This window comes from Demequina sp. (genome assembly GCF_016278765.1).
In the GTDB taxonomy this organism is placed as follows: domain Bacteria; phylum Actinomycetota; class Actinomycetes; order Actinomycetales; family Demequinaceae; genus Demequina.
In genome coordinates this window covers 1-14,783 of sequence record NZ_JADQBE010000084.1, presented here as the reverse complement: position 1 = coordinate 14,783, position 14,783 = coordinate 1, and the positions used below count along the sequence as shown (strand labels likewise).

The 14,783-nt window shown below is 67.8% G+C and carries 19 protein-coding genes; 6 read left to right on the top strand and 13 right to left on the bottom strand.

Features of this window, described 5'->3' with window-relative positions:
* Positions 1–21: 21 nt before the first annotated feature.
* The 5 genes from QZZ29_RS12095 to infC form a co-directional block, all read right to left on the bottom strand.
* The gene (locus tag QZZ29_RS12095) at positions 22–216 is read right to left on the bottom strand and encodes a hypothetical protein (protein WP_291383588.1); all 195 of its coding nucleotides are present in this window, start codon (positions 214–216) and stop codon (positions 22–24) included.
* Positions 217–283: 67 nt separating this feature from the next.
* Positions 284–1,117, bottom strand: a complete 834-nt coding sequence (locus tag QZZ29_RS12090; protein ID WP_291383586.1) for an RNA methyltransferase — start codon at positions 1,115–1,117, stop codon at positions 284–286.
* Positions 1,118–1,130: 13 nt separating this feature from the next.
* Entirely contained in the window at positions 1,131–1,511 is a 381-nt protein-coding gene (rplT, locus tag QZZ29_RS12085) for a 50S ribosomal protein L20 (RefSeq protein ID WP_291383585.1), read from the bottom strand.
* A 26-nt stretch (positions 1,512–1,537) separates the two neighbouring features.
* Positions 1,538–1,732, bottom strand: a complete 195-nt coding sequence (gene rpmI / locus QZZ29_RS12080) for a 50S ribosomal protein L35 (protein WP_291380203.1) — start codon at positions 1,730–1,732, stop codon at positions 1,538–1,540.
* A 90-nt stretch (positions 1,733–1,822) separates the two neighbouring features.
* The gene (gene infC, locus QZZ29_RS12075) at positions 1,823–2,491 is read right to left on the bottom strand and encodes a translation initiation factor IF-3 (protein WP_291383583.1); all 669 of its coding nucleotides are present in this window, start codon (positions 2,489–2,491) and stop codon (positions 1,823–1,825) included.
* A gap of 168 nt (positions 2,492–2,659) precedes the next feature.
* Here infC and QZZ29_RS12070 point away from each other — a divergent pair, with 168 nt between their 5' ends.
* From QZZ29_RS12070 to QZZ29_RS12050, 5 genes are all read left to right on the top strand, one after another.
* Positions 2,660–3,040, top strand: coding sequence for a DUF1844 domain-containing protein (locus tag QZZ29_RS12070; RefSeq protein ID WP_291383582.1), 381 nt, complete (start codon positions 2,660–2,662; stop codon positions 3,038–3,040).
* A 66-nt stretch (positions 3,041–3,106) separates the two neighbouring features.
* Positions 3,107–3,670 carry a hypothetical protein gene (locus QZZ29_RS12065; protein WP_291383581.1) on the top strand — a complete coding sequence of 188 codons (564 nt, stop codon included), beginning with the start codon at positions 3,107–3,109 and terminating at the stop codon, positions 3,668–3,670.
* Entirely contained in the window at positions 3,667–4,407 is a 741-nt protein-coding gene (locus QZZ29_RS12060; protein ID WP_291383580.1) for a serine protease, read from the top strand. The genes QZZ29_RS12065 and QZZ29_RS12060 overlap by 4 nt, the downstream gene beginning before the upstream one ends.
* 9 nt (positions 4,408–4,416) lie before the next feature.
* The gene (locus QZZ29_RS12055) at positions 4,417–4,992 is read left to right on the top strand and encodes a hypothetical protein (protein ID WP_291383579.1); all 576 of its coding nucleotides are present in this window, start codon (positions 4,417–4,419) and stop codon (positions 4,990–4,992) included.
* Positions 4,989–5,720: a serine protease gene (locus QZZ29_RS12050; protein ID WP_291383577.1), complete on the top strand. Its 732-nt coding sequence runs from the start codon at positions 4,989–4,991 to the stop codon at positions 5,718–5,720. The genes QZZ29_RS12055 and QZZ29_RS12050 overlap by 4 nt, the downstream gene beginning before the upstream one ends.
* A gap of 19 nt (positions 5,721–5,739) precedes the next feature.
* On the opposite strand, the gene QZZ29_RS12045 is transcribed toward QZZ29_RS12050, so the two are convergent.
* The 7 genes from QZZ29_RS12045 to hisD all read right to left on the bottom strand — a co-directional run bounded on the left by QZZ29_RS12045 (position 5,740) and on the right by hisD (position 11,654).
* On the bottom strand, positions 5,740–6,489 hold the full coding sequence (locus QZZ29_RS12045; protein ID WP_291383576.1) for an SseB family protein: 750 nt from the start codon (positions 6,487–6,489) through the stop codon (positions 5,740–5,742).
* Positions 6,490–6,539: 50 nt separating this feature from the next.
* Positions 6,540–7,277, bottom strand: coding sequence for a bifunctional 1-(5-phosphoribosyl)-5-((5-phosphoribosylamino)methylideneamino)imidazole-4-carboxamide isomerase/phosphoribosylanthranilate isomerase PriA (gene priA, locus QZZ29_RS12040; protein WP_291383574.1), 738 nt, complete (start codon positions 7,275–7,277; stop codon positions 6,540–6,542).
* Between the two features lie 99 nt (positions 7,278–7,376).
* Positions 7,377–8,027 (bottom strand): imidazole glycerol phosphate synthase subunit HisH, encoded by a 651-nt coding sequence (gene hisH, locus QZZ29_RS12035; protein WP_291383573.1) that lies wholly within the window; start codon positions 8,025–8,027, stop codon positions 7,377–7,379.
* A gap of 47 nt (positions 8,028–8,074) precedes the next feature.
* Positions 8,075–8,572, bottom strand: a complete 498-nt coding sequence (locus tag QZZ29_RS12030) for a hypothetical protein (RefSeq protein WP_291383572.1) — start codon at positions 8,570–8,572, stop codon at positions 8,075–8,077.
* Positions 8,569–9,198: an imidazoleglycerol-phosphate dehydratase HisB gene (gene hisB, locus QZZ29_RS12025; RefSeq protein ID WP_291383570.1), complete on the bottom strand. Its 630-nt coding sequence runs from the start codon at positions 9,196–9,198 to the stop codon at positions 8,569–8,571. Before hisB ends, QZZ29_RS12030 begins: the two co-directional genes overlap by 4 nt.
* On the bottom strand, positions 9,195–10,289 hold the full coding sequence (locus QZZ29_RS12020) for a histidinol-phosphate transaminase (protein ID WP_291383569.1): 1,095 nt from the start codon (positions 10,287–10,289) through the stop codon (positions 9,195–9,197). The genes hisB and QZZ29_RS12020 overlap by 4 nt, the downstream gene beginning before the upstream one ends.
* Positions 10,290–10,328: 39 nt before the next feature.
* Positions 10,329–11,654: a histidinol dehydrogenase gene (gene hisD / locus QZZ29_RS12015; protein ID WP_291383568.1), complete on the bottom strand. Its 1,326-nt coding sequence runs from the start codon at positions 11,652–11,654 to the stop codon at positions 10,329–10,331.
* A gap of 131 nt (positions 11,655–11,785) precedes the next feature.
* Here hisD and QZZ29_RS12010 point away from each other — a divergent pair, with 131 nt between their 5' ends.
* Positions 11,786–13,279: a nitronate monooxygenase gene (locus tag QZZ29_RS12010; protein WP_291383567.1), complete on the top strand. Its 1,494-nt coding sequence runs from the start codon at positions 11,786–11,788 to the stop codon at positions 13,277–13,279.
* On the opposite strand, the gene QZZ29_RS12005 is transcribed toward QZZ29_RS12010, so the two are convergent.
* A partial coding sequence (locus QZZ29_RS12005; RefSeq protein ID WP_291383566.1) for an OB-fold nucleic acid binding domain-containing protein occupies positions 13,276–14,783 on the bottom strand: 1,508 nt, incomplete at its 5' end. The genes QZZ29_RS12010 and QZZ29_RS12005 overlap by 4 nt on opposite strands.

Here is a 14,783-nt window from a genome sequence, read left to right as displayed (position 1 = left end):
TCCCATAATGGACATCCTCTCTTACAAGGTGTCCACCAAACCGGGGCAAAGCCAAATCGAGTCCTTCGCCGCATTGCGGGCCTCCGTGTCGGCGGCCGCGCTGCCAGCGACCAGGAGCACGAACTGGCCGACTACGAGCGCGACAACGAGCCCTGCCACCGTTGCGAGTCGGGTGGCGGGCTGAGATAGCCTGCGCTTCCACGCCGCCCTGCGCATGCCCCCCATTGTGGGGTGCCAGGGGCGAATCGTTCCACAGAATGTGACAAGCTGCACCTGCCTTCGCTCAGCGCCTAACGGCCCACGCGGACGCGTACAGGCACACCGCGGCGGCGGTGCCGAGGTTCAGGCTCTCTGCCCGCCCAAAGATGGGAATCCTCATCACGCGGTCTGCCAGCGACAACTCGTCGGCGCTCAGCCCCCACGCCTCGTTTCCGAACACCCACGCGGTGGGTCCGGTGAGGTCGGGACCTTGAGGTGAGCCCAACTCCGTCGCGCCCGAGACATCGGCCGCCAGTATTGCGAGCCCCGCTTCACGCGCCGCCGTCACGGCATCGGCGAGCGACTCGGCACGCACCACGGGCAGGTGGAACAGGCTGCCGGCGGTGGCGCGCACCACCTTGGGGTTGGTCGGGTCGACGCTGTCGCCTGCCAGCACCACGGCGTCGGCGCCAGCGGCGTCGGCCACGCGAATCGCTGCACCCGCGTTGCCGGGGTCGCGGACCTGGGACAGGATCGCCACCAACCGGGGCGCCGAGGGAAACTGGGAAAACACCGCTGCTGACGATGCGACGGCCACGATGCCCTGAGAATCGGCCGACAGGGCGCGCGCCACGTCGGCACTCACGGGGTGAACGTGAAGCCCGGCCTCCAGCGCGGCATCGGCGATGAGTGCCAGCGGGCCGCGGGATGCCAGTGCGTCTTCCAAGACGTACACGTCCCTCACGTGAGACGCCCGGTGCGCCACGAGCTCGCGCACCGCCTGCGGGCCCTCCACCAGCACCTGGCCGGCACGCCGGCGCGCAGAACGCCCCGCCAGGGCTGCCACCTGCTTGACGCGGTCAGCTCGCGGATTCGCGAGTGTCGCAGCAAGGTGGCGCCCGACGGGGCGTTCTGTCATGCCTGGTGTCGCCCTACGCTACGGGAGCGTTGACGTCGGCCGGAAGCGCCTTCTTGGCGATGTCGACCAACTGCGCGAACGCGGCCTCGTCGCTGACGGCGAGTTCGGCGAGCATCCGGCGGTCCACCTCAACCTCAGCGGCCTTGAGGCCCTGAATAAGGCGGTTGTAGGTCATACCGTTCGCGCGGGCAGCGGCGTTGATGCGCTGGATCCACAGCTTGCGGAACTCGCCCTTGCGGGCACGGCGGTCCCGGTACGAGTACATGAGGGAGTGGGTGACCTGCTCCTTCGCCTTGCGGTACAGACGTGAGCGCTGGCCCCGGTAACCGGATGCGCGCTCGAGGGTAGTGCGGCGCTTCTTCTGGGCGTTAACAGCCCGCTTGACGCGTGCCATGGGGTACTCCTTGGTGTCTTAGGGGGCTACTTGCCCAGCAGCTTCTTGATCTTCTTGGCATCGGCACCGGGCAGGATGCCGTCGATGGCGACACGGCGCTTGCGCGACGACGTCTTCTCTTCAAACTTGTGCACGTTCATGGCCGAGGCGTGCTTCACCTTGCCAGTACCGGTCAGCTTGAATCGCTTCTTGGCACCCGAATGGGTCTTGTTCTTGGGCACGTTCGCCCTCCTTCACTTGAGCGTCTGGCCACGCCGGTGAGCGCGGCACACCTTCCCCGGGCGCGAGGCCCGGACATCTGATGACGAGACTTACGCCTCGGCGGCTGCCGCGGCGTCGGCGTCCTTCGCGGATTCACGCTCGGTGCGTTCCGCGTCGTCGGCCGCCTTCTTGGCTTCGCGCGCCTTGCGCTGCTCCTCCTTGGCTTCCGCCTTCTTCTTCAGCGGACCGAGCACGAGCGACATGTTGCGTCCCTCCTGGCTCGGCAGGTTTTCCACCACGGCGAACTCCGCAACCTCATCGGCCAACTTCAGCAGCAAGCGCCTGCCCATCTCGGGGCGGGACTGCTCGCGACCACGGAACATGATGGTGACCTTGACCTTGTCGCCGCCCTTAAGGAAGCGAACAACGTGGCCCTTCTTGGTCTCGTAGTCATGCTCGTCGATCTTGAGACGGAACCGCATCTCCTTGATCTCGGTGTTGGCTTGGTTGCGACGCGCCTCGCGCGCCTTGACCGCCGCTTCGTATTTGAACTTGCCGTAGTCCATGAGCTTCACGACGGGTGGGCGCGAATTCGGGGCCACCTCGACCAGATCGAGATCGGACTCCTGAGCAAGCCGCATGGCGTCCTCAATCCTGACGATGCCTACCTGCTCGCCCTGCGGGCCTACCAGTCGGACCTCGGGGACTCGGATGCGTTCGTTGATGCGGGGCTCGTTGATAATTGCTCCTTCGTAGTCGTGAATGTGCTCCTGACACAAGCAAAAGGCCCCTGCCAGAATGCAAGCAGGGGCCACCAAAGGACGAGACGAACGCTACCGTTCATCTAGACCAACCCTGGCCCGCTGCTGCGGCCCTGAGGGTGGGAGGTGATCTCCACTTGCGAGCCGCGGAACATCCACGGCCGGTCGACGTACAAGAATAGCACCATGACATCCCCCACGCCCAGCCCGGACTCCCAGAACACCTCACCGAGCGTCGGCGACCCGTTGACCGCCGCCCGCGACATCGCCGACGTCTCGGCAGTCGAACTCATCACCACTGTCAGCGTGCACCTGATGTCCGCCGCTGCGCTGAGATGCGGGCTTGCGGACGAGGGCGAAGAGTTCCAGGACCTCTCGGAGGCACGGATACTGATCAACGCCTTGGCGGCGCTTGTCACGGGAGCCGCTCCCGACCTTGGCGACACCCACGCGCGTGCGCTCCGAGACGGCCTCAGAAGCGTACAGTTGGCCTTTCGAGAGGCGTCCGTGGTGCCCGACGCGGCCGGGGAGGGTCCCGGAGAAAAATACACCGGAGCAGTGAACTAGATGACCAGCCCCCCTTCGCCCGATACCGGGAACACTTTCCGCACCTCAGCGAATGAGGAAACCACCGTGCTCGCGCCCGTTTCGGACGACGCCGCACCGTCTGATCACGCCCCGATGAAACGCCAGCGACTGTGGATCATCATCACCGCCTTGCTTGGGGTGCTCCTGATCACCGCAGGATTCATCATCTACCGCCTGACGGACGTGTCGAACCAATGGCAAGCCCAGGTTGAGGACGTCAAGGCGCAAAATTACGACCTCGGCCAACGCCTCGCCGACGAACAGGCCAAGGTTGTCGCCCTTCAGGCCCAGGTGGACCTTGTCTCCGAACAGCTCAACACCGCGCAGCAACGCGTGCTTGAACTCGCGGACGACGTCGCACAGCGTGATGACAATGCCGAGTTCTATGCGCGCCAAATCAATGACCTCACCGACGTCCTCACCACCGCAGCGACGGTCGCGAACTCGCTCAACAAGTGTGTCGACTATCAGCAGCAACTGATCGGCTACCTCACGACGCCCGCCAACTACGACCCCCTCGAGGTCGCCACGTTCCAGTCCGGCGTGGTCAAGGTCTGTGATGCGGCCACGGCCGCCAACGTTGACCTCCAGACGGCGCTTGCCAAATGAGATCACCCCGCCTTCTTGTCGCCGCGTGCGCCGTAGCAGGTCTGCTCGCCGGCTGTGCGGCGCTTCCCGATGCGCCCGGCGGCCTGCCGTCCAACTATGTTCCGTCGGTGCCGGCGAGCGACGTGGCGCTGCAGGGAAACCTTTCGCCCGACGGTTTCAGTGTGGCGCAACGCATGACCGTGAGGGTGCGCAACGTCGGTTGCGACTCCCTCAAGACGGGCACCGGATTCGCGTACGACGCCCACACGCTCATCACGAATCGGCACGTGGTGGAGGACACCAGGAAACTTCAGGTCACCACCTACGACGGCCGCACCATAGCCGTGACGGCCGCCTCGGTGGCCGCGGTGGCGGACCTGGCGATCATCACCACTGAGGAAGCCATCGGCCCCGGTGCGGTGCTTGCCCAAGAGGACCCTGTCGAAGGTGACGCGGTGACCGTGGTGGGCTACCCCAACGGCGGCAGACTCACCTCCGTATCGGGCGTGGTCCTCGGCGCCACGGGAGACCCGCTCGGCGCCGCCCTAGGCGCCGTGCTCGCCACGACGGCACCTGTGGAGCCGGGGTCCTCCGGTTCACCCGTGCTCAACGAACGCGGTGAGGTTGTGGGCGTCATCTACGCGAAGAACGAAGCGGAGCAGTCGTTCATGGTGCCGGTATCGCTCTTGCGCACGCTGTTGGACGAGGAGCAACTCCTGGTTCCACAGCAGCAGAACTGCACCTCCTCCTTGACCTGAGAGATTTCCATGACTGATCAGCCAGGCACGAGCGCGCCCGGGCCGCACGACGAGCACGACGTCGCGACGCAGCAGACTGCGCCCGGAGAGTCTCCCGCTTCGCCCCAACCCAGGCCCCGATTGCTGCGCCGGTTCGGATGGGTCCTCGCCGGCCTGGGGGTGCTTGGCCTGGTCGGCCTCAGCGCTTACCTGATCGTCGTGTCCCGCGAGTGGAGCAGCAGGGCGGATGAACTCACCCTCATTTCCCGGGACCTCGGCCAGCAGGTGGCCGATGCCGAGGCGGCCAAGGCGGACGCGGAGGCCCGCATGGTGGCCGCGCAGGTCGAACTGGACAACGCCACGTCGCGCATCAGCGACCTTGCCAACGAGGAGGCCCACGCCAACGACCGCGAATCGGTGCTGATCGGCTACGTGGACGCGATGATTAGCTGTGCGGATTCCCGCCAGGAGTTGATCGACGTCCTCACCGACTCCCGCCTGTACTTCCCGGGCAAGACGAGCCACCAAGTGGAGATGGAGGTCACCGCGTATTGCGATGGCGTCGCCGCTGACTTCAGCGCCTTCAAGGAAGAGATCGGGCAGTGAGTCGACTGCCTCTGCGTATCGCCACGGTGGGCGCCTGCGTTGTGCTTACCCTTGCCGCATGCGGCGTCATTCCCAGCCCGCCCCCACCGCTCGACGCGAACTTTATCCCCGAGGTGGCCGCACCGACCTTCGACCCCGCCATGGCGACGTCCGATGGGTTCACGGCGGAGCAGCGCCTTGCCGTGCGCATCCGGGTGCAGACCTGCACTGGCTGGGCGACCGGCTCCGGGTGGATCCTCTCGGACCGCGAGGTGGTCACCAACCGTCACGTGGTTGAGGACGGCACCAGCATCCAGGTCACCACGTACGACGGTCGCGACTTCGCCGTGAAGTCCTCCCAGGTCGCGCCCGTGGCGGACCTCGCACTGTTGACGCTCGACAGCGTCTTCACCGACGCGGCCGAGTATGAGATCACAGGTATGCAACCTCTGGACCCGATCACGATCGTGGGGTACCCCTCCGGCGAGAAACTTGAGGTCCAGGAGGGCCACTACCTGGGCGCCGAGGTAGACGGGGTCGGCGACACTCAGCAACTCGTGTGGTCGCTACGCGCGCACGTCGAACCCGGCAGCTCCGGCTCCCCCGTCTACAACAGCGAGGGCAAGGTCGTGGCCGTGGTGTACGCGGGCGACGAATTCCAGCGTTCCGTGGCCTGGCCGGTGGTGTGGCTGGACCGGCTGCTCCAGGATCCGGCGCAGTGGGAGCCCAACGCGAACTCCTGTGGGTAGTTCGCCGTGACCTAAGACGCTAACCGGTCCAGGTGGCCAGCCGAAGTTCCATGCTGTCGACCCTGTCCGCCACCACGGGCGATTCCGCGAGCGCCTCGTGGACGCGTCGTACGGCGTCGTCCACTGCGTCCTGTGCCAAACCCGGCACGAGCGCCACCACCACCGCCACCTCGGCCTGACGTCCGGGTAGTGCGTCGATGCTGCGCACCTCGTCGTCGAGGGACACGGCGTCGATGATCGCCTCGCGCACGTCGTGAGCCACGTGGCCGTCCACCACCGCCGGGCGCCACGTTTCGCCTTGACCGAGCGCCCACACCGCAGGCCGCGGGATGACCACGGACTCCATGACGGGGTTCAGCACCATCACGCTCCAGCCCTCCGCGGCGGCGGCGAGCGCGGCTCGCGGGCCCTCCGCGGGAATGGGCCGGGCATCGGCATTCCACGTGCGCATCGCGTCGACGTCGGTGAAGATCGGGAGCGCCGACCTGCCGTCGGGGATCTGCAACGCGACCACACCGGTGGAGCCGACGTGGTCCTGTTCCACGCCGTGCTTGCCCATGATGCGTTGCTCGCCCTCCGCGAGCACGGGCACCAGGACGCGTGCGTATTGCAACGCATCCACCACCTCGGTCAGCGGGGCCTTGCCGCGCGAGAAGCGGATGAGAACCTGGGCGAGGCGCGCATCGGCGCTGCCGTCGTCATCGGCAAACACCGACTCCGGAATCTCCTTGAGCGGTTCTGACGGTGGGTTGTCCTCGTGCTCGCTCATGCGTCCAGCCTAGCGACGTGGTCTGACGCTGCGAGGCGCAGTCGTGGGTGTTACGGGCGTCCGGCGACGTCGAGCGCCTGGGGCAGCGTGAAGTTGCCGTTGTAGAGCGCCTTGCCCACGATCGCCCCCTCGACGCCCACTGGGGTGAGGGTGCGGATGGCCTCGATGTCGGCCAGCGAGCTCACGCCGCCCGATGCGACCACCGGCGCCTTGGTCGCCTCGCACACCTGGGCCAGCAACTCCAGGTTGGGGCCGGTGAGCATGCCGTCCTTGTTGACGTCCGTGACCACGTAGCGCGAGCAGCCCGCGGCGTCCAGGCGCGCGAGCACCTCCCACAGGTCGCCGCCGTCCTTGGTCCAGCCCCGCGCCGCGAGCGTGGTGCCCCGCACATCCAGGCCCACGGCCACACGGTCGCCGTAGCGATCGATCGCCGATGCGGTCCACTCCGGGTTCTCCAGCGCGGCGGTGCCGAGGTTCACGCGGGCGCAGCCGGTGGCCATGGCGCGCTCCAGGGACTCGTCGTCCCTGATACCGCCCGACATCTCGACCTTGACGTCCACGGCCCTCACCACATCCGCCAGGAGCTGCGCGTTGGAGCCGCGGCCGAACGCCGCGTCGAGGTCCACCAGGTGGATCCACTCGGCGCCGCCCTTGACCCAGTCGAGGGCCGCGCTCAAGGGGTCGCCGTAGCCCGTCTCGGAGCCAGCAGCACCCTGCGTGAGGCGCACGGCCTGGCCGTCCGCCACGTCAACGGCGGGAAGGAGTTCGAGGCGGGGCAGGTCGGTCATGTCTCTCCTGGTGGCGGGTGTGCGCATGGTGGTGCAAGGGCCGCGGGCGGCTCCCAGGGTACCGGTGACAGACCGGACTGCCGTGCCGACGCGAGACGGCTAGAGCGTCGCTACCCAGTTGCGGAGCAACTGCAGGCCAGCCTCGCCGGACTTCTCGGGGTGGAACTGGGTCGCGCACAGGGGCCCGTTCTCGACGGCCGCCACAAAGCGGTCGGCGTCATCCGACTCCCCCGCCTCGGACCACGTCACGCGCGGCGGGGCGAGCCTGCCGGTGTCCTCCGTGATGCCCAACGGGAACTCGCGCGCGCCGTAGGAGTGCACAAAGTAGAAGCGCTCATCCTCGATGCCCTTGAACAGCCTGGTGCCTTCGGCCGGCTCGACGTGCGCCCATCCCATGTTGGGGACTCTCGACGTGCGCAGTCGCTCGACAACGCCGGGCCACTGATCCAGGCCAGCGACATCCTCGCCGTGCTCGACGCCGCGCTCAAACATCACTTGCATGCCCACGCAGATCCCCAGCACGGGTCGTCCGCCGGCCAGACGCCGCTCCACGATCTGGTCGCCGCGGACTCCGCGCAGCCCCTCCATGACGGCCGCGAAGGCGCCCACGCCGGGAACCACGAGGCCGTCCGCGTTCTCGGCGGCGGCCCGGTCGGCGGTGAGCGTCACGTCGGCGCCCACGTGCTCAAGGGCGCGCACCGCGGATCGCACGTTGCCAAAGCCATAGTCAAGAACAGTCACCGTGGGCATGCGGCGATTCTAACGGCGCGCCGCGGAGGGTCCCGCAGGCGCTGGCGTCAGGGCCTGTCCGCCTGCGCCTTCGCCTCGCGCTTGGCCTGGGCGGACAGCTTGCGCAACTGCCTGAAGGCCGCGATGCGGCCCATGTGAGCGTCGAAAACCTTGTCCTCGTGAGTGACCGCGACGTCCGCGATGGTCTGCGCCCCCGTCATCAACGTCGTGACCACGCCGGGCGCATCATTGAGCGCCAGGCCCGGTGGGAGGGTCTCGCCGCGCTGCCCCGCCAGGTAACGCCACACCGTGATCTGGCCATCGCGTCGTTCCATGGCGACCAGCGGCCGATCCTTCGCGAAGCTCGACACGGAACGGGCGGCACCGTGGAGGCTGTCGGGGGTGGCGTCGTCCAACACCGCCATCGCCCCGGCAGAGGTCTCCAAGACCTGGGCTCCGAACCCGTTGAGCGCACACAGGGCCGCAAGCACCTTGCCGTTGGGAATCGGCGCGAACAGCGCGGCAATCTGCGCCGGAGCGCCGTCGAGTGCCTCCTCGGTGGTCATAGCGCCCCCTTGGTGGACGGGATCCCCTTCACCCTGGCATCGGGCGCTACCGCGGCGCGCAACGCCCGTGCGAGCGCCTTGAACTGCGCCTCCACGATGTGGTGAGGATCGCGCCCTGCCAGCACGCGCATGTGCACGCAGATGCCCGCGTGGTGGGCGATCGACTCAAGCGCGTGGGCCGTCAGCGAGCCCGCAAAGTTGCCGCCGATGAGGTGCGTGGCCTGACCGGTCGGCTCGCCCGTGTGCACAAAGTAGGGGCGTCCGGACACGTCGACGACGCACTGGGCGAGGGCCTCGTCCAGCGGCACCATGGCGTCGCCAAAGCGGCCGATGCCCGCCTTGTCTCCCAGCGCCTGCTTCAGGGCCTCGCCGATGCAGATCGCGACGTCCTCGACCGTGTGGTGGCTGTCAATGTGGACGTCGCCCGTCGCCTGGACGCGCAAGTCCATCAGGGAGTGCTTGCCCAGCGCCGTCAGCATGTGATCGTAGAACGGCACGCCGGTGCTGATCTCGGTGGCGCCGGAGCCGTCCAGGTTGAGTTCGACGAGCACGCTCGATTCGCTCGTGGAGCGCTCGACGCGTCCGGTGCGGGCGGCAGTGGTGTGTGCCGATGTGGTGCGGGTCATGCGGTGACCTCCAAGAGTGCGTTGCGGAACATTGCCATCTCGCGGGCCGTGCCGATCGAGACCCGCAGCCATCCCTCCGGACCGACCACGCGGATCAGAACGCCGCGGCGAAGCAGACCTTCGAAGACCTCCTCGCGGTTCGGGACGGGACCGAAGAGCACAAAGTTGGCATCGGTCTCGGGCACGGTGTACCCCTGAGCGCGCAACCAGTCCACCGTATCGTCCCGCTCTGCACGAATCTCGTCCACCTGCGCCTGCAGCTCACGGTGGTGCGCCAACGCCGCACGCGCGGCCGCCTGGGTGATCGAACTCAAGTGGTACGGCAGGCGCACGATGCGCAGCGCATCCACCACGTCCTTGCTCGCCGCCAAGTACCCCAAGCGACCCCCCGCCAGCGCAAACGCCTTCGACATCGTCCGCGTGACCACCAAGTGAGGCGTCTCTGGCAACAGGGTCGCCGCGCTCGGCACCCCCCTACGGCGGAACTCTGCGTACGCCTCATCCACCACCAGCACGCTGCCGCCGGGAACCTCGGCGCAGGCTGCGGCAAGCACCCTGACCTCGTGTAATCCGAGCGCCGTGCCGGTCGGGTTGTTGGGGCTGGCCACCAGCACGATCGTCGGCGCGATGTCGGCGATGGCCGCGACGGCGGCGTCCATATCGAGGCGGAAGTCGTCGCGGCGCGGCAGAGTCACGTACTCGGTGACGGTGTCGCGGCTGTATTCGGGATACATCGAATAGGTGGGAGCGAAGCTCAACACCTTGCGGCCAGGGCCCGCGAATGCCTGGTGGAGGTGAAGCATGATCTCGTTGGAACCGTTGGCCGCCCAGATGTTGTGCGGCTCCAGGAAGTCGACGTGGCTTTCCGTCGCAAGGTAGCGGGCAAGGTCGGTGCGCAAGCCCAAGAACTCCCTGTCGGGGTAACGATTGAGGCCCTCGACAGCGTCATGCACGGACCTGGTGATCGCGTCCACCACGCTGGGCGGCGGCGCGTACGGATTCTCGTTCACGTTGAGCATGGCGGCAACGTCGAGTTGAGGGGCGCCGTAGGGCGTGAGGCCCACAAGTTCGGGGCGAAGCGGCAACGTCATGCCGAGAGTCTAGTGGCGACGCCGCGCGGCGCCGATGCGTCAATCCGTGGGGTGCAGTCGCGCGGCGATTGCCTCGCCGTGCGCCGGCAGATCCTCCGCATTCGCGAGGGCGATCACCTTGTCTCCCACCGCCGCCAAGGCATCGGCGTCGTACTCGATCACCGAGACGGCCCGCAGAAAGCTCGTGACACCCAGCCCACTCGCGAATCGGGAGGTGCCACCCGTGGGAAGGACGTGGTTGGAGCCCGCAAGATAGTCGCCCAGCGGGACCGGGCTGTGCGGGCCCACAAAGATGGCGCCCGCGTTGCGAACTCGGGCCGCCACTGCGGCGGCGTCGCGGGTGTGGATCTCGAGGTGCTCGGGGCCGTAGGCATCGGCCACCTGGATTGACTGATCCAGGCTTCCGGTCAAGATGATGGCGCTCTGGATCCCCGTGAGGGCCTCCTTCACGCGCACATCGTGCCTGGTAGCGCCAGCTATACCGGAGAGCTTCTGGTCCACCGCGTCGGCGAGCGTCGGGCTGTCTGTGATGAGCACCGAGCCGGCCATGGGGTCGTGTTCGGCCTGGCTCAAGAGGTCGTACGCGACCCACGTGGGGTCGGCCGCGTCGTCCGCGATGACGGCGATTTCCGTGGGGCCCGCCTCCGAATCGATACCCACGGTGCCGTTCACGGCGCGCTTGGCGGCCGCCACGTAGACGTTCCCCGGGCCCGTGATGACGTCCACGGGCTCACACAGGGTGCCGCCTGCCGTGGCCTCGGCCCCGTAGGCGAGCATCGCGATCGCCTGCGCGCCGCCCACGGCGTACACCTCGGTCACGTCCAGCAGCGCGCACGCCGCCAGAATGGTCGGGTGCGGCGCACCGTCAAGAGCGCGTTGCGGGGGCGTGGTCACCGCAATTTCCGTGACTCCGGCGGCCTGAGCGGCCACCACATTCATCACCACGGAGCTCGGATAGACCGCGAGACCGCCGGGCACGTACAGCCCCACCCGGCTCACCGGCACCCAGCGTTGGCTGACACGAGCACCCGGGGCGAGGTTCACGCTCACGGGCGGCGGAACGGTCGCCTCATGGAAGGCGCGCACCCGCGTGATGGCCTCCTCGAGGCCCGCCCGCACGGCAGGGTCCAGGGCGCCGAGCGCCGCTTGCATCGCGGCGGGCTCGACCCGCAGCTGGGCGGGAGATCCGCCGTCAAAGCGCGCGCCGTACTCCCGCAGCGCCGCCTCTCCCCTGACACGGACGTCGGCGAGAATCGGACGCACCGTCGTCAGCGCGGCATCGATGTCGATTTCGGCGCGCGGCACCACCGCTAGCAGCTCCCGGGTGGACAGTTCCTGACCGCGTAGATCGATGCGTCTCAACACGTCCGCAAGCCTACCGGCGGCGCAGATCCCCCGCGCGGACCACGGGTCTCCCCCATAAGAGCGACGGGACGAACGCCCCGGCTACCTACGGTTGCGTAGGTTAGCCTTGGCCAAACGACGGGAGAGGCCTCATGGCGACTCAGATCGCAGCACCACCACGGGCCGACCCCACCGAGGGCCGCCCCCTACCGAGCATCATCCAAGGGGGCATGGGTGCCGCGGTATCGTCGTGGCGTCTTGCCTCACAGGTCGCCCAGGCGGGGCAACTGGGCGTCGTCTCTGGCATCGGACTGGACATGGTGCTCGCGCGTCGACTCCAGAACGGCGACAAGGGCGGCCACGTGCGCCGAGCCCTCGCCGCGTTCCCCTCACCCGCCGTGGCCGAGCGCGCCCTCGACGAGTACTTCTTGCCCCACGGCCGTGACGCGGCACAGCCCTACGCGGCCGTCCCCAAGCTCGCGATCGAGCAGACACGCGAAGCGCAGGAGTTGGCGATTCTGGGCAACTTTGTCGAGGTCTGGCTGGCCAAGGAGGGCCACAGCGGCCTGGTGGGAGTGAACTACCTCGAAAAGGTGCAGATGGCCACACCCGCCGCGGCCTACGGAGCCATGCTCGCCGGCGTCGACTACGTGCTGATGGGTGCGGGCCTGCCCCGCGAGATCCCCCGGCTGCTCGGCCAACTCGTCCAGCACGCTGCGGTGGCCTTCCCGGTAGACGTCGCGGGAGCCGAGCCGGGCCGATTCTCCGTGTCTCTCGACCCCGTCGACCTGCTCGGCGCGTCGCTACCAGAGTTGACGCGACCGCGTTTTCTCGCGATCGTCTCCGCCCACGTGCTCGCCGACTACCTCGCGCGTGACGAGGCGATTCGTCCCGACGGCTTCGTGATCGAGGGCCCCCAAGCGGGCGGTCACAACGCGCCGCCCCGCGGCAAGGTTGTCCTCGACGACGCCGGCCAACCCCAGTTTGGCCCTCGCGACTACGCGGACCTGAGCAAGGTCGCCGCGATCGGCCTGCCTTTTTGGTTGGCGGGCACCTACGGCACGCCCGAGAGACTGGTCGCAGCCCAGGCCGCGGGGGCCGTGGGCGTGCAGGTGGGGACACTCTTCGCGCTCAGCACCGACTCCAACTTTGACCCCGCCATCCGCGAGCAGCTGGTCGCGCACGTCGCCGACGGCACGCTCACAGTGACCACCGACCTGCGGGCATCGCCCACGGGCTTCCCCTTCAAGGTCGCCGACCTGTCAGGCTCCCTGTCCGACGCGGACGTGGCCGCGGCCCGCCCGCGGCTATGCGACCTGGGCTTCCTGGGCATCCCCTTTGTGAAGCCCAACGGCGAGGTGGATACCCGCTGTTCCGCCGAGCCCGAACGTCCCTTTGCACGCAAGGGTGGCAAACCGGAGGACGCCGCCGGGCGCCTGTGCCTGTGCAACGCCCTCATGGCCAACGTCGGCCTGGGGCAGACCCGGGCCACCGGCTATGTCGAAAGGCCGCTGATCACGTTGGGCGCGGACCTCGAGGGCCCGCGCCGCCTTGCGCAGTTGCATCCCGACGGCTGGACCGCTCCGCAGGCGCTCGACTGGCTGCTAGCGCCGCGCACAACCGAACCCGTCCCGAGCGAGAGCTAGCTGGCCAAGCAGTTGGGGCCAAGCGCGGCCTTGAGGTCGCCGTACAGCGCCGACGACTTGGCCACGCGGAAGTCGTCCCCCAGGCGCATCGTGAGCGGCTTGTCGCCGCCCGTCAGCACCATCCGCACCTCGACGGTGCCAGGGTGTGACCGCAGGATGCCCTTGACCTCCTCGACGAGCGGAGGGGTGACGCGCCCAGCAGGCACACTGATGGCCACCGGCGCGATGTCCACCACGTTCACGTTCGGGATGCGCAGTTCGATGGCGGAGAATTGCAGGCCCCCATCGCCGCGCTCACGCGAGCGCGCCTTGATGGTCACCACCGCGTCCTCGGTGAGATCTCGCGCGTAGGTCTCATACGTCTTGGCAAAGAACGACACCTCGACCTCGCCCGTCATGTCCTCGAGCACCACGATCGCGTAGGCGTTGCCGGAGCGCGCGATGCGCCGGTCCACACGCGTGATGAGCCCCGCGAACACCACCTGCTCGCCGTCGCCCAGCCCGTGCGCTGGCGTGGCGTTGAGGATCTGGTGCGTCGCCTCGGCGCGCAGCACGTGATCCAGCCCCGACAGCGGGTGATCGGAGACGTACAGCCCGAGCATCTCGCGCTCCAGGTTGAGCAGCGTCTTCTTGTCCCATTCGGGGATGTTGGGCACCTCGACGCGCACCCCGCCGCTGAGGTCCACGTCCCCGCCGAACAGGTCGAACTGCCCCGTGGCCTCCTGGCGCTTGACGCCCACCACAGAGTCCACCGCTTGCTCGTGAATGACCGACAGCGACTTGCGCGTGTGACCGAGCGAGTCGAACGCGCCCGCCTTCACCAGCGAGTCGATGGTGCGCTTGTTGCACACCGACGCGGGCACCTTGTCAAGGAAGTCGGGGAACGATGCGTAGCGCCCCTTCGCCTCGCGCGCCTTCTGGATCTCCGCGACCACGTTGTGGCCGACGTTGCGCACGGCCGTCAGGCCAAAGCGGATGTCGTTGCCAACGGCCGAGAAGTTCGCCTTGGAGTCGTTGACGTCCGGCGGCAGCACCGTAATGCCCATGCGGCGGCATTCGGCCAGGTACAGCGCCATCTTGTCTTTGTCCGCGCCCACCGAGGTGAGCAGCGCCGCCATGAACTCCGTGGGGTAATGCGCCTTAAGATAGGCCGTCCAGAACGACAGCACTCCGTACGAGGCGGTGTGTGCCTTGTTGAAGGCGTAGTCGGCGAACGGGACCAGCGTGTCCCACAACTTCTGGATGGCCTGGTCGGAGAAGCCGTTCTTCCGCATACCGGCGCTGAAGGGTTCGAACTCCTTCGCGAGCACCTCGGGCTTCTTCTTACCCATGGCTCGACGCAGCAGGTCTGCGGCGCCCAGCGTGTAGCCGGCGACGATCTGCGCGATGCGCTGGACCTGCTCTTGGTAGACGATCAGCCCGTAGGTGACGTCCAGCACCTCCTTGAGAGGCGCCTCGAGCTCCGGGTGGATGTAGTCGACCTTCTGGCGGCCGTTCTTGCGCT